This window comes from Bradyrhizobium sp. USDA 4341, from assembly GCF_054063755.1.
On the sequence record NZ_JBSSGO010000002.1, the window covers coordinates 1,883,459 to 1,907,957 of the forward strand.

General features: G+C 64.9%; 22 protein-coding genes and 1 pseudogene. 8 read left to right on the forward strand and 15 right to left on the reverse strand.

Features of this window, described 5'->3' with window-relative positions; translation table 11 throughout:
* Positions 1-3: 3 nt before the first annotated feature.
* Positions 4-1,179 carry a dipeptidase gene (locus tag ACVIGB_RS14970; RefSeq protein WP_456722052.1) on the reverse strand — a complete coding sequence of 392 codons (1,176 nt, stop codon included), beginning with the start codon at positions 1,177-1,179 and terminating at the stop codon, positions 4-6.
* Between the two features lie 153 nt (positions 1,180-1,332).
* Between ACVIGB_RS14970 and ACVIGB_RS14975 the strand changes: the two genes are divergently transcribed.
* On the forward strand, positions 1,333-2,034 hold the full coding sequence (locus tag ACVIGB_RS14975; protein WP_456722051.1) for a fumarylacetoacetate hydrolase family protein: 702 nt from the start codon (positions 1,333-1,335) through the stop codon (positions 2,032-2,034).
* Between the two features lie 61 nt (positions 2,035-2,095).
* Here ACVIGB_RS14975 and ACVIGB_RS14980 read toward each other — a convergent pair whose 3' ends face one another.
* Both ACVIGB_RS14980 and ACVIGB_RS14985 read right to left on the reverse strand, forming a co-directional pair.
* Positions 2,096-2,362 carry a hypothetical protein gene (locus tag ACVIGB_RS14980; protein ID WP_176530158.1) on the reverse strand — a complete coding sequence of 89 codons (267 nt, stop codon included), beginning with the start codon at positions 2,360-2,362 and terminating at the stop codon, positions 2,096-2,098.
* Positions 2,363-2,540: 178 nt separating this feature from the next.
* Positions 2,541-2,774, reverse strand: a complete 234-nt coding sequence (locus ACVIGB_RS14985; RefSeq protein WP_092125827.1) for a hypothetical protein — start codon at positions 2,772-2,774, stop codon at positions 2,541-2,543.
* Between the two features lie 207 nt (positions 2,775-2,981).
* Between ACVIGB_RS14985 and ACVIGB_RS14990 the strand changes: the two genes are divergently transcribed.
* The gene (locus tag ACVIGB_RS14990; RefSeq protein ID WP_456722050.1) at positions 2,982-3,254 is read left to right on the forward strand and encodes a hypothetical protein; all 273 of its coding nucleotides are present in this window, start codon (positions 2,982-2,984) and stop codon (positions 3,252-3,254) included.
* A 3-nt stretch (positions 3,255-3,257) separates the two neighbouring features.
* Here ACVIGB_RS14990 and ACVIGB_RS14995 read toward each other — a convergent pair whose 3' ends face one another.
* The 3 genes from ACVIGB_RS14995 to ACVIGB_RS15005 all read right to left on the reverse strand — a co-directional run bounded on the left by ACVIGB_RS14995 (position 3,258) and on the right by ACVIGB_RS15005 (position 6,929).
* Positions 3,258-3,635, reverse strand: a complete 378-nt coding sequence (locus tag ACVIGB_RS14995) for an SPW repeat protein (protein WP_456722049.1) — start codon at positions 3,633-3,635, stop codon at positions 3,258-3,260.
* Positions 3,636-3,660: 25 nt separating this feature from the next.
* Positions 3,661-5,031, reverse strand: coding sequence for an MFS transporter (locus tag ACVIGB_RS15000; protein ID WP_456722048.1), 1,371 nt, complete (start codon positions 5,029-5,031; stop codon positions 3,661-3,663).
* Between the two features lie 200 nt (positions 5,032-5,231).
* A complete protein-coding gene (locus tag ACVIGB_RS15005; RefSeq protein ID WP_456722047.1) occupies positions 5,232-6,929 on the reverse strand; it encodes an NAD-dependent malic enzyme in 1,698 nt (565 codons plus the stop codon).
* A gap of 466 nt (positions 6,930-7,395) precedes the next feature.
* Here ACVIGB_RS15005 and ACVIGB_RS15010 point away from each other — a divergent pair, with 466 nt between their 5' ends.
* Positions 7,396-7,551, forward strand: coding sequence for a hypothetical protein (locus ACVIGB_RS15010; RefSeq protein ID WP_171947661.1), 156 nt, complete (start codon positions 7,396-7,398; stop codon positions 7,549-7,551).
* Between the two features lie 87 nt (positions 7,552-7,638).
* On the opposite strand, the gene ACVIGB_RS15015 is transcribed toward ACVIGB_RS15010, so the two are convergent.
* Positions 7,639-8,568 (reverse strand): aspartyl/asparaginyl beta-hydroxylase domain-containing protein, encoded by a 930-nt coding sequence (locus ACVIGB_RS15015; RefSeq protein WP_456722046.1) that lies wholly within the window; start codon positions 8,566-8,568, stop codon positions 7,639-7,641.
* A gap of 361 nt (positions 8,569-8,929) precedes the next feature.
* On the opposite strand from ACVIGB_RS15015, the gene ACVIGB_RS15020 reads away from it, so the two are divergent.
* The 4 genes and pseudogenes from ACVIGB_RS15020 (at position 8,930) to ACVIGB_RS15035 (ending at position 13,092) form a co-directional block, all read left to right on the forward strand.
* Positions 8,930-10,132: an ABC transporter substrate-binding protein gene (locus tag ACVIGB_RS15020; RefSeq protein ID WP_456749153.1), complete on the forward strand. Its 1,203-nt coding sequence runs from the start codon at positions 8,930-8,932 to the stop codon at positions 10,130-10,132.
* Between the two features lie 10 nt (positions 10,133-10,142).
* Complete coding sequence (locus tag ACVIGB_RS15025; RefSeq protein ID WP_456722045.1) at positions 10,143-11,861, forward strand: FAD-dependent oxidoreductase; 1,719 nt, start codon at positions 10,143-10,145, stop codon at positions 11,859-11,861.
* A 17-nt stretch (positions 11,862-11,878) separates the two neighbouring features.
* Positions 11,879-12,268 (forward strand): annotated as a pseudogene (locus ACVIGB_RS15030) (SDR family NAD(P)-dependent oxidoreductase); the annotation flags it as partial.
* A gap of 29 nt (positions 12,269-12,297) precedes the next feature.
* Complete coding sequence (locus ACVIGB_RS15035) at positions 12,298-13,092, forward strand: IclR family transcriptional regulator (RefSeq protein ID WP_456749154.1); 795 nt, start codon at positions 12,298-12,300, stop codon at positions 13,090-13,092.
* Positions 13,093-13,584: 492 nt separating this feature from the next.
* On the opposite strand, the gene ahcY is transcribed toward ACVIGB_RS15035, so the two are convergent.
* From ahcY to ACVIGB_RS15050, 3 genes are all read right to left on the reverse strand, one after another.
* The gene (gene ahcY / locus ACVIGB_RS15040) at positions 13,585-15,012 is read right to left on the reverse strand and encodes an adenosylhomocysteinase (RefSeq protein WP_092115494.1); all 1,428 of its coding nucleotides are present in this window, start codon (positions 15,010-15,012) and stop codon (positions 13,585-13,587) included.
* 201 nt (positions 15,013-15,213) lie between these two features.
* Positions 15,214-16,410, reverse strand: a complete 1,197-nt coding sequence (gene metK / locus ACVIGB_RS15045; RefSeq protein ID WP_092115495.1) for a methionine adenosyltransferase — start codon at positions 16,408-16,410, stop codon at positions 15,214-15,216.
* A 60-nt stretch (positions 16,411-16,470) separates the two neighbouring features.
* On the reverse strand, positions 16,471-17,826 hold the full coding sequence (locus ACVIGB_RS15050; protein ID WP_092115496.1) for a hypothetical protein: 1,356 nt from the start codon (positions 17,824-17,826) through the stop codon (positions 16,471-16,473).
* Between the two features lie 197 nt (positions 17,827-18,023).
* Between ACVIGB_RS15050 and ACVIGB_RS15055 the strand changes: the two genes are divergently transcribed.
* Positions 18,024-19,754 (forward strand): caspase family protein, encoded by a 1,731-nt coding sequence (locus tag ACVIGB_RS15055; protein WP_456722044.1) that lies wholly within the window; start codon positions 18,024-18,026, stop codon positions 19,752-19,754.
* 116 nt (positions 19,755-19,870) lie between these two features.
* Here ACVIGB_RS15055 and ACVIGB_RS15060 read toward each other — a convergent pair whose 3' ends face one another.
* Genes ACVIGB_RS15060 through ACVIGB_RS15080 form a run of 5 tightly spaced genes read right to left on the reverse strand, consistent with a single transcriptional unit; the run spans position 19,871 to position 24,375 of the window.
* Entirely contained in the window at positions 19,871-20,989 is a 1,119-nt protein-coding gene (locus tag ACVIGB_RS15060) for a cobalamin-independent methionine synthase II family protein (RefSeq protein ID WP_092115497.1), read from the reverse strand.
* Positions 20,990-21,008: 19 nt separating this feature from the next.
* Positions 21,009-21,725 (reverse strand): ABC transporter ATP-binding protein, encoded by a 717-nt coding sequence (locus tag ACVIGB_RS15065; RefSeq protein ID WP_456722043.1) that lies wholly within the window; start codon positions 21,723-21,725, stop codon positions 21,009-21,011.
* Positions 21,718-22,470 carry an ABC transporter ATP-binding protein gene (locus tag ACVIGB_RS15070; RefSeq protein ID WP_456722042.1) on the reverse strand — a complete coding sequence of 251 codons (753 nt, stop codon included), beginning with the start codon at positions 22,468-22,470 and terminating at the stop codon, positions 21,718-21,720. The genes ACVIGB_RS15065 and ACVIGB_RS15070 overlap by 8 nt, the downstream gene beginning before the upstream one ends.
* A complete protein-coding gene (locus ACVIGB_RS15075) occupies positions 22,467-23,498 on the reverse strand; it encodes a branched-chain amino acid ABC transporter permease (protein ID WP_456722041.1) in 1,032 nt (343 codons plus the stop codon). The genes ACVIGB_RS15070 and ACVIGB_RS15075 overlap by 4 nt, the downstream gene beginning before the upstream one ends.
* A gap of 7 nt (positions 23,499-23,505) precedes the next feature.
* On the reverse strand, positions 23,506-24,375 hold the full coding sequence (locus tag ACVIGB_RS15080) for a branched-chain amino acid ABC transporter permease (protein ID WP_456722040.1): 870 nt from the start codon (positions 24,373-24,375) through the stop codon (positions 23,506-23,508).
* Positions 24,376-24,499: the final 124 nt, after the last annotated feature.

The window sequence follows — 24,499 nt, forward strand, 5'->3', positions numbered from 1 at the left end:
CCGTCACTTCGCGACAAGGCCTGCGCGCAGCACGCGCAGGACGTTGCCGCCCATCACCTTGCGGATGTCGTCTTCGGAGAACCCGCTCGACATCAACGCCTGGGTCACGGCGGCGATCCCGCTCGCATCGAATCTCGTGGTGGTCGAGCCGTCGAAATCCGATCCGAGGCCGACATGGTCGATCCCGACCAGGTCGCGAACATGGGCAATCGCCCGCGCGACATTGTTCGGATCGAGCGAGCAGACCGCGCCTTGCCAGAAGCCGATGCCGATCACGCCGCCGGTCCGTGCGACACCCCGGACCTCATCATCGGTGAGATTGCGGTTGACCCTGCAGATCGCCTGAACGCCGCCATGGCTCGAGACCACCGGACGCGTCGCCATCGCCAGCACGTCGGCGACCGCCGCGTGGCTCGCATGGGCGAGATCCACGATCATCCCCATCGCCTCCATCCGCTGCACCACCTGCCGGCCGAGCGGCGTCAGGCCGCCCTTTGCCACGCCGTGCATCGAGCCGGCGACGTCGTTGTCGAAGAAGTGCGCGAGACCGGCCACCCTGAATCCGGCGGCGTAGAGTACGTCGAGATTGTCGATCTTGCCCTCGAGATCGTGCAGGCCCTCGATCGACAGCATTCCGCCAACCACCGTCATGCCGTTCTTGCGATCCGCCAGCAGGCGATCGATGTCGGCCGGTGTCGTGATCACGCGAAGCCGTCCGGCGGACTTGTCGGCGAAGCTGCGCAATTTCTCGGCATGCCATAGCGAGCGCTGCAGCAACGAGAACCACGTCCGCATCGGCTGCAGATCGATGATGGCAAGGTTCGTGATCGTGTCGGTGTCGCCGGCGTTGGCATCATAGTTCTGGCCCTCGGGTGACTTGGTGACCGACGAAAACACCTGCAACGCGTAGCGGCCCTCGATCAGGCGCGGCAGGTCGATATGGCCGCGATCGGATCGTGCGATCAGGTCGCGCTTCCACAACAGGCTGTCCGCGTGCATGTCCGCCACGTCGAGCGTCGCCTGCAAGGCCTGCGCGGCGGGCGTGATATCCACGGTCACGCGCTGGACCTTGTTCTGCCCCCGGTCGATCCGTTCCGGGGTCACCACAAAAAAGCGAACAGCGGAGGCGAACAAGACCGCGGCAACCAGGGCAAGGCCGATCGAAAGCCACCTTCGCATCGGTGTCACCGCTCTCGCCGGCCAAGGGCGGCCGCGCCCGGCGGAAAGCTGGCCTCACGTCTGCGCCTGGTGCAGCCGCAGCCCCTAGCCCCCAGCGCCGTAACCGCGTAAATACGGCCCGCGCTCCCTCCTTCAACCCTCCGGGACCCGTTCATGAACGCCGCCTCCACCGTCATTCCGCTTCCCCCGCAGCCCTCGCTCCCCGTCGTCGGCGAATCCGGCGTCTATCCGGTCCGCCGCATCTGGTGCGTCGGCCGCAACTACCTCGAGCATATCAGGGAGATGGGCAATGACGAGCGTGCGCCGCCGTTCTTCTTCGGCAAGCATGCCGACATGCTGGTGCCGGATGGTGCGACGATCCCCTATCCGCCGCTGACCAAGGACCTGCATCACGAGGTCGAGCTGGTGGTGGCGATGAAGAGCGGCGGGCTCAACATTCCCGCCGACAAGGCGCTCGAGCATGTCTACGGCTATGCAGTCGGCATCGACCTGACCCGCCGCGACCTGCAGATCGCCTCGCGCAAGAAGGAGCGGCCCTGGGAGATCGGCAAGTCGTTCGACTATTCAGCGCCCTGCTCCGCGATCCAGCCGGCCTCGAAGATCGGCCACCCCTCCAGCGGCAAGATCTGGCTCACCGTCAACGGCAAGGAAGCGCAGAAGGGCGACCTCACCGAATTGATCTGGAACGTGCCTGAGATCATCTGGCAGCTCTCGCAGCAGGTGAAGCTCGCCGCCGGCGACATCATCATGACCGGCACGCCCGCCGGCGTCTCGCAGCTGCAACCCGGCGACAAGCTCGAATGCGGCGTCGACGGCGTCGGCACACTGAAAGTATCGATCGGCAAGCCGGAGTAGACTCCGGATCCGATTCACCAGCAGACCGCGGCCCCGAACCTGGTTCGGGGCCGTTGCTTTTTCAGAACTGCTCGTGGCCGGGATGGTTGGGGTCGCCGAGATATCCGCCGCCTCCACTGCCACCGGCACTGTCACCGCTGTAACCCGTTCCGAGATAGGGCGGCGGATCGACCGGCTGGCGATGCGGGCCGCCCGAACCGCCCGGGGGCAGTTTCGCGCCCACGTTCTTCGGGGGGGCCATGTGAAGTCCGCCGGCATGCGCAGAGCTCAGCGCGGTAACGCCGAATGCGACAACGGCAGCGAAGGCAAGAAGTGAATTGCGTGTCATGCGACGTCTCCTTGAACTCGGGCCGGGCACCATGCGCCAGCTCCGACGCCGCACGCTTCGCACGATCGCACCGGCTTGGCTGTGAGGTGGGTCACGCCCATTCCGCGGCCACTTCCGGGCGACATCGCATCGCCCGGGAACCCCGGACCAGAGGTCCGGGGCTTTCCGCTGCGCGTGGTCAGCGCATCGTGCCGGGCATGCAGGGCGGCTCGGTGAAGGGCGCGGTTGCGAACGATCCGACGTTCGGCGCGCGCACGCAATCAGTCGTCTTGCTGCTGACCGGTGTCGTCGTTGTCGACGTCATCGAAGCATGGGCGCGCCGCACCGCAGCATTGTTGCTGGCGGCCGAGGCCTGAGCCGAGAACGCAGCTGCCGCAACCAGAGCAAGCGTCACGAAGGTCAATTTGGTCATCGGGTTTCTCCGCACGTGGATGAAGCCGACCAAGCTCGGCTCCTGTGACCAATGACTGTGGATGCCGGATAATTATTTCATCACGCGCGATCACCGAACCGCGAGCACCCGATCACATCGGACGGACCGGGGAATACCGGGACGACAGAGACGCTCTATTTCATCAAGGCCGCGCACAAACGCGGCGATGACGGTATGGAGATTCTCATGATCGATCTTCGGCGACTCGGCACAAGACTTGGCCTGGCTGCAATCCTGTCCGTGGCAGTGACGACCTCCTGCTTCGCACAGGCGACGGTCCAGGTGCCCGGTGTATTTGCCTCAAATGAAACCGCGACGCGGCCATGGTCGGCGCCGGTCGGTCATCGCCAGCCGCGCGCCGCCGACATTCCGGCAGCGGCGGCGGCATCGCAGCAGATCATCGATCAGGAAGACGCGATCGTCGACCGCAAGATCAAGGGCATTTGCCGCGGCTGCTAGCTTCTAATGCTTTGCTGCGGCCTGCGACTCGGCTGGGCCGAGATGCGTCTTCTCGTATTCGAGCCACAGTTCGAGCAGTGCCATGAATGCGACCACCGCACCCGCCGCGATGGCAAAATGCATCGCGCGGGTGTGCGTGAAGCCGAGCAGCCAAGGCGAGGCGATCAGCCAGCATCCGACGAACAGATTGATCCATTCCTCCCAGATCGAGAACGCGAAGATCGCCGCCAGCGACATGATCGCGATCGCGGCACCGCTGATCCACAGATCGATCGCCGCCGTCGGGTTGGCGTGCGCAAACAGCCACGGCGCTGCGAGCAGGAAGATCGCCGCGACGAGGTTATAGAGATCGAGCGCCGATTCCTTTCGCCATTTCACCATTTGCTCCTCCCGTGCTGTCTCGAACTCACCGCTGATGCGCGGTCGCGGCATTGATGTCCTTTCCGGTGTAGTCGGTCATCAGCGCGGTTGCGACCAGCGTGATGACGGCGCAGAGCGCGATGTAGGCCGCGATTGCAATCGACGAATGATAGGTGCCGAACAGCCATGCGGCGATCAGCGGCGCCGGACCGCCGGCGATCACCGATGCGAGCTGGTAGCCGAGCGAGGCACCGCTGTAGCGCAGGCGGCCGGTGAAGCTTTCGGCGATCAGGGCGGCCTGCGGCCCGTACTGCATGTCGTGCGGAATGAGCGAGAGAATGATCGCGAGGAAGATGATCGACGCCGATCCGGTATTGAGCATCGCGAAGTAGATGAAGCCGAAGATGCCGGTCACCAACGCGCCGATCATGTACATGTTCTTGCGGCCGATCTGGTCGGACAGATGTCCGAACACCGGGATCGAGACGAACGACAGCACCGAGGCCGAAAGCACCGCGGTCAGCAGGAAGTCGCGCGACATGTGCAGCGTGCCGATGCCGTAGGAGAACACGAAGGCGGTGAAGATGTAGAACGGCGCCTGCTCGGACATCCGCGCGAAGGCGGACAGCAGGATCTCCTTCGGATGGTCGCGGATCACCGTCAGCATCGGCGTGCGGTCGAGCTGACGCTCGGCCACCAGCTTGGCGAAGACCGGTGTCTCCAGAATGCCGAGCCGGATGTAGAGGCCGACGCCGACCAGGATGATGCTGAGCGCAAACGGAACGCGCCAGCCCCATGCCAGGAACTGGTCGCCCGACATCTGGCTGAACGCCAGCACGGCAAGGTTGGCGAGGAACAGCCCGCAGGGCACGCCGAATTGCGGCCATGACGCGATCAGGCCGCGGGAGCGATCGTTGCGCGCCCATTCCATCGACATCAGTACCGAGCCGCCCCATTCGCCGCCGACCCCGACGCCCTGAATGAAACGCAGCACAGTGAGGATCACCGCGCCCCAGATACCGATGCTGGAATAGGTCGGCACCAACGCGACCGCCGCGGTCGCCAGTCCCATCAACAGCAGCGTCGCGATCAGCGTCGACTTGCGTCCGATGCGGTCGCCAAAGTGGCCGAAGATCGCGGCGCCGATCGGCCGCGCGATGAAGCCGACCGCATAGATGGCGAAAGCCTCCAGCGTGCCGACCCGAGGGTCGGAATTCGGAAAGAACAGCTTTGCGAACACCAGGCCGGTAACGGTGCTGTAGAGGAAGAAGTCATACCATTCGATCGCGGTCCCGACCGTGGAGGCGATGACCGCGCGGCGCATCTGGAGCTGATGTTCGGCTGGCGAGAGCTGGTTGGCGTCGAGGCCAGGGGTTAGGCCGAGTGTTAGACCGAGTGTCGGGCCGAGCGTTACCATGGGAGCGTCTCCCTCGGACAAGCCCCCGGATGGATTTTGACCGTTTGGGTCGTTTGAACACAAACGACATCGCGCCCCGGAAAGTTCCAACGCAACGGAACGTGGAGGCTAGAACTTTAGTCGGCCGTGGCGACGGCCGAAGCCATCGCCCGCCCATAGATGGCGCGAAGGATCGCGCCACCTGATACGCCCCGCGGACTCTAGGCCCGATCGCTGCGCCGATACGGCACGTAGCGCGGGGTCCAGATCTTGGCCTGGATGCGCGCCTCGACCTGATCGATCGGAATATCCTTGGCGAGCCCTTCCTTGTGCGCCTGCAGCGCGACCGCCAGCGCCACCGTCAGCGACACATCGCGCAGCGCGCTGACCGGCGGCAGCAGATTGTGCTTCGGGTTGTTGCGGGCCGGCGAGACGCTGGCCAGCGCCTTGGCGGCAGCCATGAACATCCCGTCGCTGACCCGGCTGGCGCCGACCGCGAGCGCGCCGACACCGACACCCGGGAAGATGTAGGAGTTGTTGGTCTGGTCGACCTTGAAGCGCGCGCCGTCGCGCGTGATCGGCGGGAACGGGCTGCCGACGCCGATCAGCGCCCGCCCTTCGGTCCAGGCTTCGATATCGACCGGCGTCGCCTCCTCGCGCGAGGTCGGGTTGGACAGCGGGAAGATCACCGGCCGCTTGTTGCACTCGGCCATCGCGCGGACGATCGGTTCGGAGAACGCGCCGGCCTGGCCGGAGACGCCGATCAGCACGGTCGGCTTGGCGTTGCGCACGACGTCGAGCAGCGCGATCTTGTCGGGATGGTTGAGCTGCCAGCCCGCGATCGCCTGCTTGTTCTGGACAAACGGCAGCTGGAACGGGGCGAGCCCGCTCATGCCCTCGAGCAGCAGTCCGTCGCGGTCGACCATGAAGAAGCGCTTCGCCGCCTCGCTCTCGGAGAGGCTGGCATCGATCATCGCCGCGCGGATCAGGCTGGCGATGCCGCAGCCCGCAGAGCCCGCACCGAACACCGCGACACGCTGCTCGGTCAGCGGCACGCCGGTGACGTTGATGGCCGAGAGCAACGCGCCGGTCGCGACCGCCGCGGTGCCCTGGATGTCGTCGTTGAAGGTGAGGAGCCGGTCGCGGTAGCGCTCGAGCATGCGCGTCGCGTTGTTCTTGGCAAAATCCTCCCATTGCAGCAGGACGCGCGGCCAGCGCTTCACCACCGCCGAGACGAACGCCTCGATGAAGTCGTCATACGCCTGACCGCGGACGCGCTCGTTGCGCCAGCCGATATAGAGCGGATCGGCCAGGCAGTCGGGATTGTCGGTGCCGACGTCGAGCAGGATCGGCAAGGTCGTCGCCGGATGCAGGCCACCGCAGCCGGTATAGAGCGCGAGCTTGCCGATCGGGATGCCCATGCCGCCGGCGCCCTGGTCGCCGAGGCCGAGGATGCGCTCACCGTCGGTCACCACGATCGCCTCGACGTGATCGAAGCGCGGATGGGCGAAAATGCGGTCGATCCGGTGCTGGTGCGGAATGCTGAGGAACAGCCCGCGCGGCTTGCGAAACAGCCGACTGAATTTCTGGCAGCCCTCGCCGACGGTCGGCGTGTAGACGATCGGCAACAGCTCCTCGAGATTCTCGACCAGCAGCGCGTAGAACAAGGTCTCGTTGGTATCCTGCAGTTCGCGCAGAAAGGCATAGCGCTCGATGTCGGTCTCGTAGCCGCGCAGCGCCTCGAGGCGGCGCGAGACCTGCTCGTCCAGTGTCAGGATATTGGGCGGCAGCAGGCCATGCAGGTCGAACGCCTCGCGCTCGGCCTCGGAGAACGCCGTGCCCTTGTTCAACTGCGGATCAGCCAACAGCTCGTAACCGCTCAGCGCAGTCGTCGCAAAAGCTCCAGTAGTCTCCGACATGGCAAGATCCCCTTCAATGCGAAACGCCTGATCGGACTCTATCACGCCCGTGTAACGGATCGGAGCGCGAAGACGTCATGCTGCGCAAAGTTGAACGGCGCCGACGTCGCGGCCGGCGAGATGGACCTCGTAGAAGACTGCATCAGCCCGGTGGAGTTTCGGCCAGGCGGCCATCAGCGCTCATCCGGACTGAGGCAACGCGCTCCCGCTGCGCCTCCGGACAGACATCAACATACCTTGGTATGGCCTCTCTGATTCCTTGTGATGCCCTGTACCTACGCTCGTACAGTTGAGCGATGGCGGGCGATTTTTATACTCGCGGCCACTCCAACGGGCGACCAACGACTGCGGGCGCAAAAAGTGTTCCGAAATCTGTGATCGGGATCACTGCACCGAGGCGTGAAGCGCAGGACTATCACGAGTAGTAAGTGTCGACTGGGAACGCGGGTTATCGAGGAGCACTCACATGATCGTCAACATTCAGAAGCTGAACGGCCTGTGGCACCTCGTCGTCGGCTCGTGCACGATCCGCACTCCGTTCCTGGAAACCCAGAACCGGGAGTGGGTTGTCGCCTATGCCCGGCGAGTCTACCCCGGCGCCAAGGTTTTCGAACGCGACTGATGCCGTGCGCTTCACAGCTCACCCCCCAGACAAAAAGCCCCGGTTTGCTCCGGGGCTTTTGCGTTCAACGCGGCGCGGCCGCTGCCTTCACCGCAGCGCCGACACCACGATCAGGCCGAGGATCAGCGCGGTCACGGAATACTTCAGCGTGTAGTACACGTTCCGGTTCCACTCCTTGACCTTCCGGCTGGCGAGATGGATCTCGTAGAGCTTGCCGAACACCTTGTTCAGCGCGCCGACATGTTCGCCGTCGACGTTCTGGGTCGCCGACGCCTTGACGATGTTGTGGCTGACCCAGCGATTGATCCGGGTCATGAAGCCGTACTTCATCGGGCGCTCGACGTCGCAGAACAGGATGATGCGGTTGACGTCGGTCTTGTTCTCGGCGCTGTGGATGAAGGTCTCGTCGAACATGAAGGCTTCGCCGTCGCGCCAGACGCATTCGACGCCGTCGACCAGGATGCGGCACGCGTTCGAGTTCGGCGTCACCAGGCCGAGGTGATAGCGCAGCGAGCCGGCGAAGGGATCGCGATGCGCCCCGAGCTTGCCGCCAGGTGGCAGCATCGCAAACATCGCGCCGTGCACATTCGGGATCGAATTCAAGAGCTCCACGGTCTTCGGGCACAGCGTGCGCGCCGAGGGCAGGAAGTCGTCGTACCATTTCAGATAGAACCGCTTCCAGCCGCTCTTGAAGAACGAATAAAAGCCCCAGTCGTTGTTCTTGGCCGCGGCGCGGATGAAGCCCTCGTCGAACAGGCGCGTCGCCTCGTCGCGGATCGTCTCCCAATTGTCGGAGAGCTTCTTGAGCTCGGGAAACTGCTCGACCGGAATCACCGGCGTGTTGGGCACCGCTGAGCCCGCATACATCAGCACATTGTAGGGCGCGAGGTAGGTCGAGTGATCGCCGAGCTGGCGGGCGAAGCGCAACCGCTGCTTGCCGCGGAAGTGAACGTAGAGCGTAGAGGCCGCCAGCACGTACAGAATGACGAGCTGCGGCGCGAAGAGCTGTCTCAACATGATCCGTCTATGATCGCAGCGCGCCGATGCTCTCCATGCACCGTCCCCCGTAGCAGCCTAGACCCTCGATGGGCGGCTTAGCCCCGGGCGGCGAATCGCAACGCCGTCCGCGAAAATTCCCCTGTTTCATAGTGACTTGGCACTGCCGCTGAATTCTGGCGCGAGCCGGAAGTCTTGCCGCGGTGCCATCCCGGATGAGCCATGTAAGCGTATGCTCACCAAATGTGAAGCACCGCCTCATTCGAGCAGGCGGCGGTGTGGCAACATTCCCACACCGTAATTCGCCATTGACAAACCGATTTGATAATTCCTAATCCAGAGGTGACCCGCCGAAGAATGCGGACATCCAGAGGGAGGAATGATGAGACACGTTTTGGCGGCAGCAGCCATTCTCGCGGCGGTGACGACGGCCGCGCACGCCCAGGTTTCCGATGACGTCGTGCGCATCGGGGTGCTGACCGACCTGTCGAGTTGGGGGCGCGACAATTCCGGCCCGGGCTCGGTCGAAGCGGCCAAGATGGCGGTCGAGGAGTTCGGCCCCACCGTGCTCGGCAAGCCGATCGAGATCATCTCCGCCGACCACCAGATGAAGACCGACGTCGGCGTCCAGATCGTCCGCGGCTGGTTCGACAACGGCAAGGTCGACGCCGTCGTCGACATTCCCAACTCCGGCATTGCAATCGCCGTCCACAACATGGTGCGCGAGCGCAACAAGATCGCGCTGCTGTCCGGCCCCGGCGCGAGCTCGCTGACCGACGAATTGTGCAGCCCCAACACCGTGCACTTCACCTACGACACCTACGCGCTGTCGAAGGTCACGGCCTCGGCGGTGATCGCGGAAGGCGGCAAGTCCTGGTACTTCATCACCGCGGACTATGCCTTCGGCCAGCAGCTCGAGAAGGATGCGACGCGCTTCATCAACGAGATGGGCGGCAAGGTGCTCGGCAGCGTGCGGCACCCGACCAACACGGCCGACTTCTCCTCCTTTGCGTTGCAGGCGCAGAGCTCGAAGGCCGACGTGGTGGCGTTCGCCAATGCCGGCCAGGACACCGACAATTCGATCAAGCAGTCCGGCGAGTTCGGCCTCGTGCAGGGCGGCCAGAAGCTGGTCGGTCTTCTGATGTTCGATACCGACGTGCATGCGATCGGGCTCAATGCCGCGCAAGGCACCTACATGACGACGGCGTCCTACTGGAACATGGACGAGAAGACCCGCGCCTGGTCGAAGAAATTCTACGCCCGCACCAACGTGATGCCGACCATGATCCAGACCGGCGTCTATGGCTCGGTGCTGCACTATCTCAAGGCGATCCAGGCCGCCGGCACCGATGATCCGAAAGCGGTGATGGCCAAGATGCGCGAGCTGCCGATCGAGGACACCTTCGTGCATGGCGGCAAGCTGCGCGAGGACGGCCGCGTCATCCGCGACATGTATCTGGCGAAGGTGAAGAAGCCCTCGGAATCCAAGGAGCCGTGGGACTATCTCGACATCATCAAGACGGTGAAGGGCGAGGACGCCTATCGTCCGGTGTCAGAGTCCAAGTGCCCGCTGCTCAAGAAATAGGATCGATCGCGTGGCCAACGAAGAAACGTATGACTGCGACGCGCTCGTCGTCGGCTCCGGCTGCGCCGGGCTGTCGGCGGCGGTCACCGCCGGCCATCATGGCCTGAAAGTCCTCGTCGTCGAGAAGGAGCCGCGCTTCGGCGGCACCACCGCGCGCTCCGGCGGCTGGCTGTGGATTCCCGGCACCTCGCTGGCGAAGGCCTGGGGCATCGAAGAAAGCCCCGATCAGGCCAAAACCTACCTGCGCCACGAGGCCGGCAACAGCTTCGATGCCGCGCGCGTCGATGCGTTCCTGACCGAAGGGCCGAAGGCGGTCGACTTCTTCACGACGAAGACCGCGGTGCGCTTCGACATGCCGCTGACCTTCCCGGACTATCATGCCGAAGCGCCCGGCGGCGCGCAGGGCGGCCGCTCGATGGTGACGCGGCCGTTCGACGCCCACGAGCTCGGCGACGCCCTCAAAAATCTCGGCAGCCCCCTGCCCGAGCTCACCGTGTTCGGCATGATGCTCGGCTCCGGCAAAGAGATCGTCCATTTCATGCGCGCGACGCGGTCGCTGACCTCGGCGGCCTATGTCGCCAGGCGGCTGTCGAAGCACGCGGTGGACGTGATGCGCAACGGCCGCGGTATGACGCTGACCAACGGCAATGCGTTGGCCGGCCGGCTGGCGAAATCCGCTTTCGACCTGAAGATCCCGCTCTGGCTCAATTCGCCGGTGCGCGAATTGATCGTCGAGAACGGCGTAGTGCGCGGCGCGGTGATCGCGCGCGAAGGCCGCACCATCCGCGTCAACGCCAAGCGTGGCGTCGTGCTCGCCTGCGGCGGCTTCCCGCATGACGTCGCGCGGCGGCAGAAAATGTTTCCGCATGCGCCGACCGGAAAAGAGCATTATTCGCCGGGCCCTGTCGGCAACACCGGCGACGGTCTGCGGCTCGCGGAATCGGCCGGCGGCCATGTCGAAGACTCGCTGCCGAATGCCGCGGCCTGGGTGCCGGTCTCGGTCACCACCCGCAAGGACGGCTCGAAGGGCGTGATGCCGCATTTCATCGATCGCGCCAAGCCCGGGGTGATCGCGGTCATGCGCGACGGCAAGCGCTTTGCCAATGAAGGCAATTCCTACCACGACTTCGTGCAGGCGATGATCAAGGCGGCGAAGCCCGGCGAGGAGATCGCGGCCTATCTCGTCTGCGATCACGAGACGCTGCGCAAATATGGCCTCGGCTGCGTGCCGCCGCGCCCGATGCCGCTCGGCCACCATCTGAAGACCGGCTATCTCAAGCGCGGCGCGACGCTGTCCGAGCTTGCCGCGCAGGCCAGCATCGATGCGAAAGCGCTCGAGGCGACGGTTGCGGCGTTCAACACGACCGCGGCGGAGGGCCGCGACCCCGCCTTCGGCAAGGGCTCGCGCGCCTATAACCGCTACCAGGGCGATGCCCTGCACGGTCCCAATCCGTGCATCGCGCCGATCCGGCACGGACCGTTCTACGCCATCAAGATGGTGGTCGGCGATCTCGGCACCTATGCCGGCATCAGGACCGACGCCAATGCCCGCGCGCTCGATGCCGACGGCCAGCCGATTGCCGGCCTCTATGCCGCCGGAAATGACATGGCGAGCATCATGGGCGGCAACTATCCCGGCGCCGGTATCACGCTGGGGCCCGCGCTGACCTTCGGCTACATCGCGGGCAAGCACATCGCCGGTGCAGCGGCAGAAAGCAGCGCGGCATGAGCACGATGGCGACCCTGCTCGCCCACGCGTTCCTGCCGGCGCTGCGCGAGACGCGCGGCACGATCATCAATCTCGGCTCGATCGCCTCCTTCCTCGGGGTGGCCGATACGCTGGGCTACGCGCAGTCGAAAGGCGGCGTGAAGCTGCTCACCCAGGCGCTGGCCCGCGAGCTTGCGGCCGACGGCATCAGAGTCAATGCGATCGCGCCCAGCGTGATCGAAACGGCGATGACCGAAGCAACCCGCAACGACCCTGCGCGGCTCGCCGGCTTTCTGGGCCGCACGCCGCTCGGCCGCGTCGGACAGCCGGAGGAGCTGGTCGGCCCGGTGGTGTTCCTGGCGTCGCAACTGGCATCTTATGTGAACGGCGTGACGCTGCCCGTCGACGGAGGGTTTCTCGCCGTATAAGCAAATTGTCGAAGAACTGACAGGGCGACATGACGAGAGAAAGCCGCGGCATACAATCGATCGAGGTCGGCGGAGAATTGCTCCGCGCGCTCGCCCGCAGCGGCGAACCGATGATGCTGCGCGATCTCGCCCGCGAGGCCGGCATGCCGCCGGCCAAGGCGCATCCCTATCTCGTGAGTTTTTCCCGCATCGGCCTGATCGAGCAGGACGAGACCACCGGCCGCTATGAGATCGGGGCGTTGGCGCTCGAGCTCGGCTTGATCAGCCTGCGCCGGCTCTCCGCCGTGCGGATCGCGACGCCGCGGATCGCCGCGCTCGCCGACAGCATCAATCATGCGGTGTCGCTGTCGGTTTGGGGCACCCACGGCGCGACCGTGGTGCGGCTCGAGGAGCCGAGCCATCCCGTGCATATCGCGATGCGCGTCGGATCGGTGGTGGCACTGCTCGAAACCGCGACCGGCCGCGCCTTCGCCGCCTTCATGCCGCCGAACGCCGTCAAGACGGCGCTCGAGAGCGGCCTCGACCGCCTCGGCGTCGGCTACAATCCGAAACGCGAGACCCTCACCGCGAAGACCACGGAGATGCTTGCCGAGGTTCAGAGCCGCGGTCTCGCGCGCGCGATCGGCGATCCCCTGCCCGGCGTCAACGCCTTCGCCGCGCCGGTGTTCGATCACGCCGGCCACGTCGCCCTGGTCATCACCGCGATGGGACCCGAGGGCACCTTCGACGCCAGCTGGGACAGCGCGATCGCAGCCGCGCTGCGTGATTGCGCGAGCGACATCTCGCGGCAGCTCGGGCACGGCACGGTGCGGGCGTCCGGGTGATGCTCCAGCTTTTCCGCCGTCATTCCCCGGTGCGAATGCGAAGCTGCGTCCCAGCCTACATCTGTCATCGCTCGGTCTTGACCGGGCGATCCAGTACGCCGCGGCTTCTCGATTCAATCGCTGGCGCCTCTGGAATACTGGATCGCCCGGTCGAGCCGGGCGATGACACCGAGATGAAGTACGCAATGACGGTGCATCGTATCGCGCGAGAACCATCCTCATCGTCGTCCCGGCGGCAGCCGGGACGACGATTTGTAGATGCAGGCCGCGCCACACAATCGGCGTCGTCCTGGCGAAAGCCAGGACCCATTACCCCGAATGGTCATTGTTGCGCGATGCTGGGGCCGCGATCCCTTTCACAATTGAATACGTTGGTTATGGGTCCTGGCTTTCGCCAGGACGACGAATGGAGGGCCCGCCTGCACGCCACCCCAGCAAAAAGCCCCGGACGATGCCGGGGCTCTTCACGTGATCGATGGCTGCGAGCGCAGATCAGTAGCGGTAGTGGTCCGACTTGTACGGACCTTCCTGCTTGACGCCGATGTAGTCGGCCTGGTCCTTGCGCAGCTCGGTCAGCTTGACGCCGATCTTGGCGAGGTGCAGGCGAGCGACCTTCTCGTCGAGCGTCTTCGGCAGCACGTAGACCTTCTTGGCGTACTTGCCGTCCTTGTTGTTGGCGAACAGCTCGATCTGCGCCAGCGTCTGGTTGGTGAACGAGGCCGACATCACGAAGGACGGGTGGCCCATCGCATTGCCGAGATTCACGAGGCGGCCTTCCGACAGCATGATGATGCGGTGCTTGTCGGGGAATTCGATCTCGTCGACCTGCGGCTTGATGTTGGTCCACTTCAGATTGCGCAGCGAAGCGATCTGAATCTCGTTGTCGAAGTGACCGATGTTGCAGACGATGGCGCGATCCTTCATCGCGCGCATGTGCTCGATGGTGATGATGTCCTTGTTGCCGGTCGCGGTGACGAAGATGTCGGCGCGCGGCGCGGCGTCTTCCATGGTCACAACCTCATAGCCTTCCATCGCCGCCTGCAGCGCGCAGATCGGATCGACTTCGGAGACCATGACGCGGCAGCCGGCCTGGCGCAGCGAAGCCGCCGAGCCCTTACCGACGTCGCCGAAGCCCGCGACCATCGCGACCTTGCCCGACAGCATCACGTCGGTGCCGCGGCGGATGCCGTCGACCAGCGACTCGCGGCAGCCATAGAGGTTGTCGAACTTCGACTTGGTAACGCTGTCGTTGACGTTGATCGCCGGGAACAGCAGCGTGCCCTTGTTGGCCATCTCGTACAGGCGATGCACGCCCGTGGTGGTCTCTTCCGAGACGCCCTGGATGTTCTTGGCGATCTCGGCGAAGTAGCCCTTCGGCTTCTCCTTCAGCAGGCGCTTGACCAGCGCGTAGAAGATCTCTTCTTCCTCGGAGGTCGGCTTGTCGAGGAAGGCGGTGTCGCCCTGCTCGGCACGATAACCGGCGTGCACCAGCATGGTGGCGTCGCCGCCGTCATCGAGGATCATGTTGGGCGTGCCGCCGCCATGCCAGTCGAACAGTTTTGCGGTGTAGTCCCAATACTCGGTCAGCGTCTCGCCCTTCACGGCGAACACCGGAATGCCGGCGGCGGCGATCGCGGCGGCGGCGTGATCCTGGGTCGAGTAGATATTGCAGGAGACCCAGCGGATGTCGGCGCCGAGCGCAGCCAGCGTCTCGATCAGCACTGCGGTCTGGATCGTCATGTGCAGGGAGCCGGCGATGCGCGCGCCCTTCAACGGCTGCTTGGGGCCGAACTCTTCGCGGGTGGCCATCAGGCCGGGCATCTCGGTCTCGGCCAACGAGATTTCCTTGCGGCCGAAATCAGCAAGCGCAATGTCCTTGACGATGTAGTCGGTGAAGCCGGGCTTCGTGGGGGCGTTCATGTCGGTTTCCTAATGGGTGAGTTCAGCGTGTCAGCAACAAAGCGAGCGGAACGCGATGTGGCACGATCTTCTCCCTCTCCCCGTTCTTACGTGGAGAGGGTCGGGGTGAGGGGCTCCATCCGCGCACTGAGTCCGCGGAGAATCCCCCTCACGCGCCACTTCGTGGCGACCTCTCCCCGCAAGCGGGGCGAGGTAAGAGTGTCAGAGCGCGCGCTTCAGCTGCTCGACGAGATCGGTCTTCTCCCAGGAGAAGCCGCCCTCATTGTCGGGCGTGCGGCCGAAATGGCCGTAGGCCGAGGTGCGCGCGTAGATCGGACGGTTGAGATCGAGATGGCTGCGGATGCCGCGCGGCGTCAGATCCATCGCCTTGGCCGCCGCCTTCTCGAGCTCATCCTCCGACACCTTACCGGTGCCGTGGGTGTCGATGTAGATCGACAGCGGACGCGCCACGCCGATCGCGTACGCGAGCTGCAACGTGCAGCGGTCGGCGAGACCGGCCGCGACGATGTTCTTGGCGACATAGCGCGCGGCATAGGCGGCCGAGCGGTCGACCTTGGTCGGATCCTTGCCGGAGAACGCACCGCCGCCATGCGGAGCCGCGCCGCCATAGGTGTCGACGATGATCTTGCGGCCGGTCAGGCCGGAGTCGCCGTCGGGACCGCCGATGAAGAACTTGCCGGTCGGATTGATGTGCCAGATCGTCTTGCCGTTGATCCACTCCTTCGGCAGCGCCTCGCGCACATAGGGTTCGACGATGTCGCGGATCTGGCTGGACGAGAGGTCCTCGACCAGATGCTGGTGCGACACCACGATCTCGCGAACGCCGACCGGCTTGCCGTTCTCGTACTGCACAGTGACCTGGCTCTTGGAGTCCGGACCGAGCACCTTCTCCTTGCCGGAGTGGCGCGCTTCGGAGATCAGCCGCAGGATCTTGTGGGCGTAGAAGATCGGCGCCGGCATCAGGTCCGGCGTCTCGTTGGTGGCGTAACCGAACATGATGCCCTGGTCGCCGGCACCCTCTTCCTTGACCTCGCCCGGCTGCAGCGCGTCGACGCCCTGCGCGATGTCGGCCGACTGCGGATGCAGCAGGATCTCGATGTCGCAGGTCTTCCAGTGGAAGCCGTCCTGCTCGTAGCCGATGTCCTTGATCGCAGAGCGAACCACGCCCTCGATCTGCTCGTTGGTGACCGAGGCCGGACCGCGGGTTTCGCCGGCGATCACCACCTTGTTGGTGGTCGCGAGCGTTTCGCACGCCGCGCGAATCTGCCACGGGTCGATGCCCGCCTTCGGCCCCTCGCGATAGAACAGATCGACGATCTCATCCGAGATGCGATCGCAGACCTTGTCCGGATGGCCTTCCGAGACCGACTCGCTGGTGAAGAGATAAGACGCGCGCATCAAGCAAACCCCTTGTTTCGTCGAAGTCCGACGTTGGTTGGTGAATATGTCCCCGGAATGTCAGTCTCGTCGGCGCGAGATGACGTAGGATTCGTCGTAAAACCACAGCCCGTTGTGTTTCCGGAGAACCTCGCGTGTGGCCTCGAGAGCTCGTCCGTTTTCGGTCGTTTCAGTCAACCGCTCATCTTCGATCTGCGCGACATACACTGCTGCGTTCCAGGCGGCGAAGGCGGTCGAGGTTCCGATCGAGCCGGTCACCTCATTAGGCAGCGCTTCCATATCATATCGGAAGATCGAACGGTTATCGGCGTAGGCGTTGAAGTTCAGCTCGCGGCCGGCCGAGCCCAACTCGTATTTCACCGCGCGCAGTATCTCATGACGGCTGACGGCGAAAGGATTTTCTCCGGGCCAGACGGCTTGAATGATTTCAAGTCCGGGATCGCTTCCGTGGGAGTGGATTCCTATCAGCCGTCCGCCGCCGCGCAGCGCGCGCGCCAGCGGCGCGATGATCCGCTTGGCGCGGAAATTCACCGAGGATTTGGCGCGATAGGGCTGCGAGGCGATCACCAGGTCGAAATTGGCCTCGGTCCGGCCGGCGCGGGGAATGATGGAATCGAGCAGGAACCGGTGGTCGTCGCGGTACAGCACCAGCGCCACCGGCCGCTCGTAGATCGGCATCGCATTGCCGGGGCTGAGGTTGGCCCGCCAGTTCTGCTCCAGGAATGGACCGAGTTCCGCGATCTGGGTCTCGAATTCGCCGGAGGAAGCGCCCCGCAGGGCCACCTCGTGCCAGATCATGCTGGCCGCCGCCGCGGAGTTCTTGGGCGTCAGCCAGGGCGCCTCGGCGTAATACATGTTGGTGAACACGAAGACGCTGGCCGGGTGCTCGAACAGGCGGTCGGGGACCTTGTCGAGGGTGAGGCGAACGTCTTCCAGGCTCAGTTCCTTGCCGGCGACATAGAACGGCATATGTGGGAAGCGGCCATGCATGGCACGCAGGACCCGCGCCAGCACCGTGCCGTCGCCCATGCCGGCATCGAACACCCGCAAAGCCGGCGGCCGCGGGTGGATGGCGGCCAGTTCGAGCGCGACCCGGTCGGCGATCACCCGCTTCTCGCTGCAGGTGTGCACGAACAGCAGATAGCGCTGGCGGTTCTCGAAAAAGCGGAAATTGCCCCTCGGATCGCGCTTTTCCGGCGGCACCACGAGGCCGCGCGGCGGCGCCACGCCGCCCGGCGTCGAGGTCGCAATGAACGCATTGATGCGGTCGAGCGTATCGATGGTGATGCGCTTGCCCTCGCGCAGCCGGTGCACCAGCTTGCCGTCGTTGACGGCACGGCGGCCGAACGTCGTCTCCGCCATGTCGGAGTGACGGCAGAAATCCGTGATCTGACTAAGGATTTCGTCGTTCTTCATGGTGCCTGGAGTGGGCAGAGGCCAGTGGGACAAAAGTGGGCAGTGATAGTGTGCGGCGAGGTCTTATCACCATTTTCCCACCAGTTGAACCCCCCTCCACGGCCGATCACCAAACAGTCATGGATAGCCTCCTGGACCGCCTCTTGGACCACCTTGCCGCCGCCGACCACCGTGACGGCCCTACCCCTGGATGACCGATGCGCCGCCTGCTTCTGATGCCCTGCCTGCTCGTGGCCATCCTGTGGTCGGCGCCCTGCTTCGCCCAGGCGCGCTCCCAGCTCGGCCCGCTCTGCACGACCGACACCACGCCGGCCGACCAGATGATCGACGCCTGCACCAAGATCATCGCGTTGAAGGTGTTCTCCGGCGAGAAGCTCGCGACGATCTATTTCTGGCGCGCGGTGGGCTGGAACAAGAAGGGCAACTACGCGCAGGTGATCGCTGACGCCACCGAGGCGTTGCGTCTGAAGCCGAGCACTGCCGTCTACAATCTGCGCGGCTCGGCCTATTACGACAAGGGCGAGTACGACATCGCGATTGCCGACTTCAACGACGCGCTGCGCATGGGGCCCCCAAGCGGCATCATCTTTCACAACCGCGGCAACGCCTATCGCGGCAAGGGCGACTACGCCAAGGCGATCGCCGACTATGACGCCGCGATCAAGGCCGGTCCGAAGTCGGCCTTCTCCTATCAGAACCGCGGCGCCTCGAAGCAGGCGCTCGGCGATCTCGACGGCGCGCTCGCCGACATCAACGAGGCCGTCAGGATCGACCCGTCGCTGCCGCAGCCGCTGATCAGCCGCGCCGTGATCTGGCGCGCCAAGGGCGACATCGCGCGCGCGATTGCGGACACGTCGGAAGCGATCCGGCTGGCGAAGGCGAAAGCGCCCGTCAACATCATGACGCCGCCCGGCAGCGTGCTGATCTCGGCCTACACCCAGCGCGGCCTCGCCTATGAGGCCAAGGGCGATGCAGCGCACGCCAAGGAGGACTACGCCGCGGTGCTCGAGGGCCAGGCCTCCGATGCCGGCAGCAAGGCCAACCAGGCCACCGCCAAGGTGCGGCTCGCACTGCTGAAAGAGGCCGACGCAGCACCGCGCAAGACCGCGGCGGCACCTGCGGCCGAAAGCAGCCCTGCGCCCGCACCGCCGGCGCCCGCGGCAGCAGCTCCAGCCGCACCAGCGGCACGCGTGCAGGCCGCGGCAACCGGCCGGCGCGTCGCGCTGGTGATCGGCAACGGCGCCTATGCGCATGTGAAGGCGCTGCCCAATCCGCCCAACGACGCGCGTGCCATCGCCAAGAGCCTGCGCGACATCGGCTTCACCGTTTCAGAGGGACTCGATCTCGATCGCGACACGATGCAAAAGACGATCCACGAATTCCTGCGCGAGGCGGCGCGATCGCAGATCGCCGTGGTCTACTACGCAGGTCATGGCGTGCAGGTCGACGGCCGCAACTACCTCGTGCCGGTCGATATCGAGTTCAAGGCGGGAGCCCGCATGACCGACGCGATGGTCGACATGGACACCATCATGGCCGGCCTCGACGACCAGATCCGCACCAACATTTTGATCCTCGATGCCTGCCGCAACAATCCGATGGCGCCGCAGGTGGCATCCGCAGGGCCGAGCCGCGGTATCGAGGCCGGCTCCGGCCTTGCCGCACCGGCCTCGCTCGGATCGGGCTCGACGCTCGGCGCCGGCACGCTGATCGCGTTCGCGACCGCGCCGGGCCAGGTCGCGCTCGACGGCGAAGGCGCCAACAGCCCATTCTCGGCGGCGCTGTCGCGCCATGTCGGCACGCCCGGCCTCGAGGTGCAGCAGATGCTGACGCGAGTCCGCGCCGAGGTCGTCGCTGCGACCAAGGGCAAGCAGGTGCCGTGGTCGAACTCCTCGCTGCTCGGCGAGGTCTATCTGGCGGAGCAGTGATGGTGCGCCTTCTCCCGTCATTGCGGGGAGCGAAGCGACGAAACAATCCATTCCGCCCTCGCGGGCAGATGGATTGCTTCACTTCGCTCGCAATGACGAAAACGAGACTGCGAAGCCTACTTGCCCCACACCTCGTTTGCGACCTCGACCGCGAGCCGCAGCTTGGCCCACTGCTCTTCCTCGGAGAGGATGTTGCCCTCCTCGGTCGAGGCAAAGCCGCATTGCGGGGACACCGCGAGCTGCGCGATCGGCGCGAACTTCGATGCCTCCTCCAGCCGCCGCTTGATGTCGTCCTTCTTCTCGAGCTCGCCGAACTTCGAGGTGATGACGCCGACCACCACAACCTTGTTGCCCTTGGGAAGGAAGCGCAGCGGCTCGAAGCCGCCGGCACGATCGGAATCATATTCGAGGAAGTAGCCGTCGTAATTGGTGCCGGCCAGCATGGTCTCGGCGACCGGCTCGTAGCCACCGGAGGAGATCCAGGTCGAGCGGAAATTGCCGCGGCAGACATGCGTCGTGATCACCATGTCGGATGGACGATCGGCGATCGCGTAGTTGATGACGCGGGCATAGATCTCCTGCAGGCCATCGGGATTGTCGCCGCGGTCGCGCGACTTCTGCAATTCCTCCTGCGAGCACAGATAGGCCCACACCGTGTCGTCGAATTGCAGGTAGCGGCAACCGGCGTCGTAGAACGCCTTCACCGCCTTGCGATAGGTCTTGCCGAGGTCCTGGTAGAACTCCTCAAGGTCCGGATAGACCTCCTTCGAGATCAGCTTGCGGCCGCCGCGGAAGTGCAGCACCGCCGGCGACGGGATCGTCATCTTCGGGGTGACATGCGCCTGGTCGGCGTACTTCTTCAGGAACCTGAAGTGATCGAGCATCGGGTGATGATCGGAGAAGTCGAGCTTGCCGATCACCCGGATGGCGTCGTGCCGGGTCTGCACGCCCGCGAACTGGATGCCCATGTCGGGGTGGAACAGCTCGCAGCCGGTCAGATGGCTGAGGAAATCGAAGTGCCACCAGGAACGGCGGAACTCGCCATCGGTCGCAAGCTTCAGGCCGACCGAGGCCTGCTTGTGCACGACCTTCTCGATCTCCATATCCTCGATCTTGCGCAGCTCGTCGGCCGAGATCTCGCCCTTCTCCAGCCTGGCGCGCGCTTCCTTGATCTTCGGCGGACGCAACAGGCTGCCGACCTCGTCGGCGCGGAACGGGGGCTTGGTTCGCTGCATGGTCAACTCCCTGAGGGCGTCAGTGTTTTTTGGTCCCGGCGACGCCGAGATGGCGCTCGAGGACGGAGGGATCGGCCTTCAGCGCGCTGCTTGCGGCATCGTGCACAATCGTTCCGCGCTCCAATATCACAACGCGGTCGGCGAGCCCGAGAATCTTTTGTGCATTCTGCTCGACGATGATCGAGCAGATGCCACCGGAGCGCGTGATGGTTCCGATCGCCTTTAACAATTCCTCAACGATGATCGGCGCGAGGCCTTCGGTCGGCTCGTCGAGCAGCAGCACTTTCGGATTCAGCGTCAGCGCGCGGCCGATCGCCAGCATTTGCTGTTCGCCGCCCGACAGCTGGTTGCCGAAATTGCCGCGCCGCTCCTTCAGCCGCGGAAACATCTCGTACACCCGCTCGACCGTCCACGGCCCGGGCTGCGCCACCGCGGTCATGTTCTCCTCCACCGTCAGCGAGCGGAAGATGTTGCGCTCCTGCGGCACCCAGCCGATCCCGGCACGGGCGCGCTGGTCGGGCCGCAGTGCCGTGATGTCGTGGCCTGCGAGCACGACGCTGCCACTGAGGCGCCTGACGATGCCGACGATCGAATTGATCAGCGTGGTCTTGCCGGTGCCGTTGCGGCCGAGCAGCGCGAGCACCTGGCCCTCGGCAAGCGCCAGCGACATGTCGGGCAGCACCACCGCCTCGCCATATCCTGCGCGCAAGCCCTTGATGGAGAGCAGGTCAGACATCGGCCGCCTCGCCGAGATAGACCGCCCTCACCTGCGGATCGCGCGCGACCTCGTCGGGCGCGCCCTCGGTGAGCAGGCCGCCATTGACCAGCACCGAGATGCGGTCGGCGAAGGAGAACACGAGATCCATGTCGTGCTCGATCAGCAGCACAGTGACGTCGCGCGGCAATGCTGCGACCGCCGCCAGGATATCATGGCGCTCGCTTTCGGGCACGCCGGCCGCCGGTTCGTCGAGCAGCAGCACGCGTGGCTTGGCGGCGATCGCGACCGCGATCTCGAGCAGGCGCTGCTTGCCGTAGGGCAATGTCGAGGTGAGCTCGGTCATCACGTCGAGGAGATGGAAGCGCGACAGGATCGCGGCGATCTCGGTGTTGACGTCGTCGCGCGTTCCCATCCGCCGCCACCAGTCGCCGCCGCGGCCCATCCGTTCGGAGACCGCAAGCCCGATGGTTTCGAGCGGGGTCAGGTCGGGATAGAGCTGGTTGATCTGGAAGGTACGCGACAGCCCGCGCAGCACCCGCTTGTGCACGGAGAGGCCGGTGATGTCGCTGCCCTCGAGCAGGATTTGTCCGCTGTTCGGGGTCAGCACACCGGTCAGCTGATTGATGACGGTGGTCTTGCCGGCGCCGTTCGGTCCGATCAGCGCGTGGCGGGCGCCCTGCATCACCTTCAGCGAGAGGTCGCGGGTGACGCGAAGACCGCCGAAGGATTTCTCGAGGCCGCGGGTTTCGAGCGCGATCGTCATGGCGCGTCGCCCTCAGGCACGGCGGCTGCGGCCTTGCGGCCGGCGAGCTGGCGGATGATCAGGTTCGGCACGAACAGCGCCCAGCGATGGATACGCGCGCGGCCGACCATCACGATCACGACCAGCACGAGGCCGATCCAGAACAGCCAATATTGCGGGGTGATGCTCTGAAACAGCTCCTGCAGCATCTTGAACACAACAGCGCCGATCAGCCCGCCATAGAGATAGCCGGTGCCGCCGATCACGAGCACCAGCATCAGGTCGGCAGAGCGCTCGAAAGAAAACACGTCGAGCGAGGCCAGCGCTGTGGTCTGGGTAAACAGCGCGCCGGCGATCCCGGCATAGAAGGCGGCGAGGGTATAGACCGCGATCAGGCGGCGGTTGACCGGTATGCCGATTGCGGCCGCGCGCAGCGGATTGTTCCTGATCGCGCGCAGCGACAAGCCGAACGGAGAATGCACCACGCGACGGGCAAACAGGAACAGGATGAACAGCACGATCAGCGAGTAGAAGAATCCGGTCTTGCCGAACATGTCGAAGGCAAACAGCCCGAGGATCGGGTGCATCTCGATGCCTTGGAGGCCATCGGTGCCGCCGGTGATGTCGGAGAAGCGTTCGGCGAGCGCTTCCAGCAACAGCGCGATGCCGAGCGTCACCATCAGCCGCGTCAAATCGACGCCGCGAATGACCAGGAAGCTGGTCAGGAAGCCGAGCACGGCCGCAACGAGGCCGGCGGCGACCAGCGCGATGACGGGCTCGTTGATGATGCCGTGCAGCGCCAGCAAGCCGGCCGAATAGGCGCCGACGCCGAAGAATGCCGCATGGCCGAGCGAGACGATGCCGGCATAGCCGAGGATCAGGTCGAGCGACAGTGCGAACAGGCCGAGCCGCACGATGTCGGTCATGATCAGATAGCGCGACGGAAACAGGAAGGCGCAGGCGAGCGCCAGCACCCAGAAGGCGACCTCGCTGATCCGCCAGCGCGCGCTGGCCATCGCATGAGTGGAGACGTCGGACAGCGCGGTCATGCCCGCCTCACCGCGCCGCGGTGCGGCCGAACAGACCGTTCGGACGCCAGAGCAGGATCACGATCATGACGGTGTAGATCACGAAGGGGCCGACCTTGGGCACGTAATATTTGCCGGCGACGTCGGCGATGCCGAGCAGCAGCGATGCGAGGAACGGCCCGGTGATCGAGGAAGAGCCGCCGACCGTGACCACGATCAGGAAGTAGATCATGAACTTCAGGGGGAAGTACGGATCGAGCCCGAGGATTTCCGCACTCAGCGCGCCGCCGAGCCCCGCGAGGCCGCAGCCGAAGGCAAAAGTGAACGCGAACACCTGCGGCACGTTGATGCCGAGCCCGATCGCGGCGCGCGGATCGTCGACCGCGGCGCGCAGGCGGCTGCCGAACCGCGTCTTGGCGAGGATCAACTGCAGCGCCAGCGTGAGCAGGCCGCAGATCACGACGATCATCAGCCGGTAACGCCCGATGCCGACGCCGAACAGATCGATCTGGCCCTCCAGCGCCGCCGGCAATTTGATGAAGACCCGCGACGATCCCATGATGTAGTCGACCGCCGCGACCGACATGAACACCAAACCGATCGAGAACAGCACCTGATCGAGATGGCTGCGGGCATAGAGATGGCGGTACAGCGTGCGCTCCAGCGCGACGCCGATCGCAGCACTCCCGACAAAGGCGAGTGGCAGGCCTGCGAAGAACGGCCAGCCGGAATTGTTGACCAGCACGGCGCAGATATAGCCGCCGGCCATCGCGAAGGCGCCATGCGCGAGGTTGACGAAGTTCATCAGCCCGAGCGTCACCGCAAGCCCGCAGGCCAGCACGAACAGCAGCATGCCGTAGGCGACGCCGTCGAACAGGTTGGTGAGGATAGAGGCCATGGAGAGATGACGAATCCCAATATTAACGCGTCATTCCGGTACAGCCAGCATGCGCTGAACCTGGAATCTTCTGCAATAATTTCGAGATCCCCCGATGCGCAATTGCGCATCTGAGGTTCCCGCT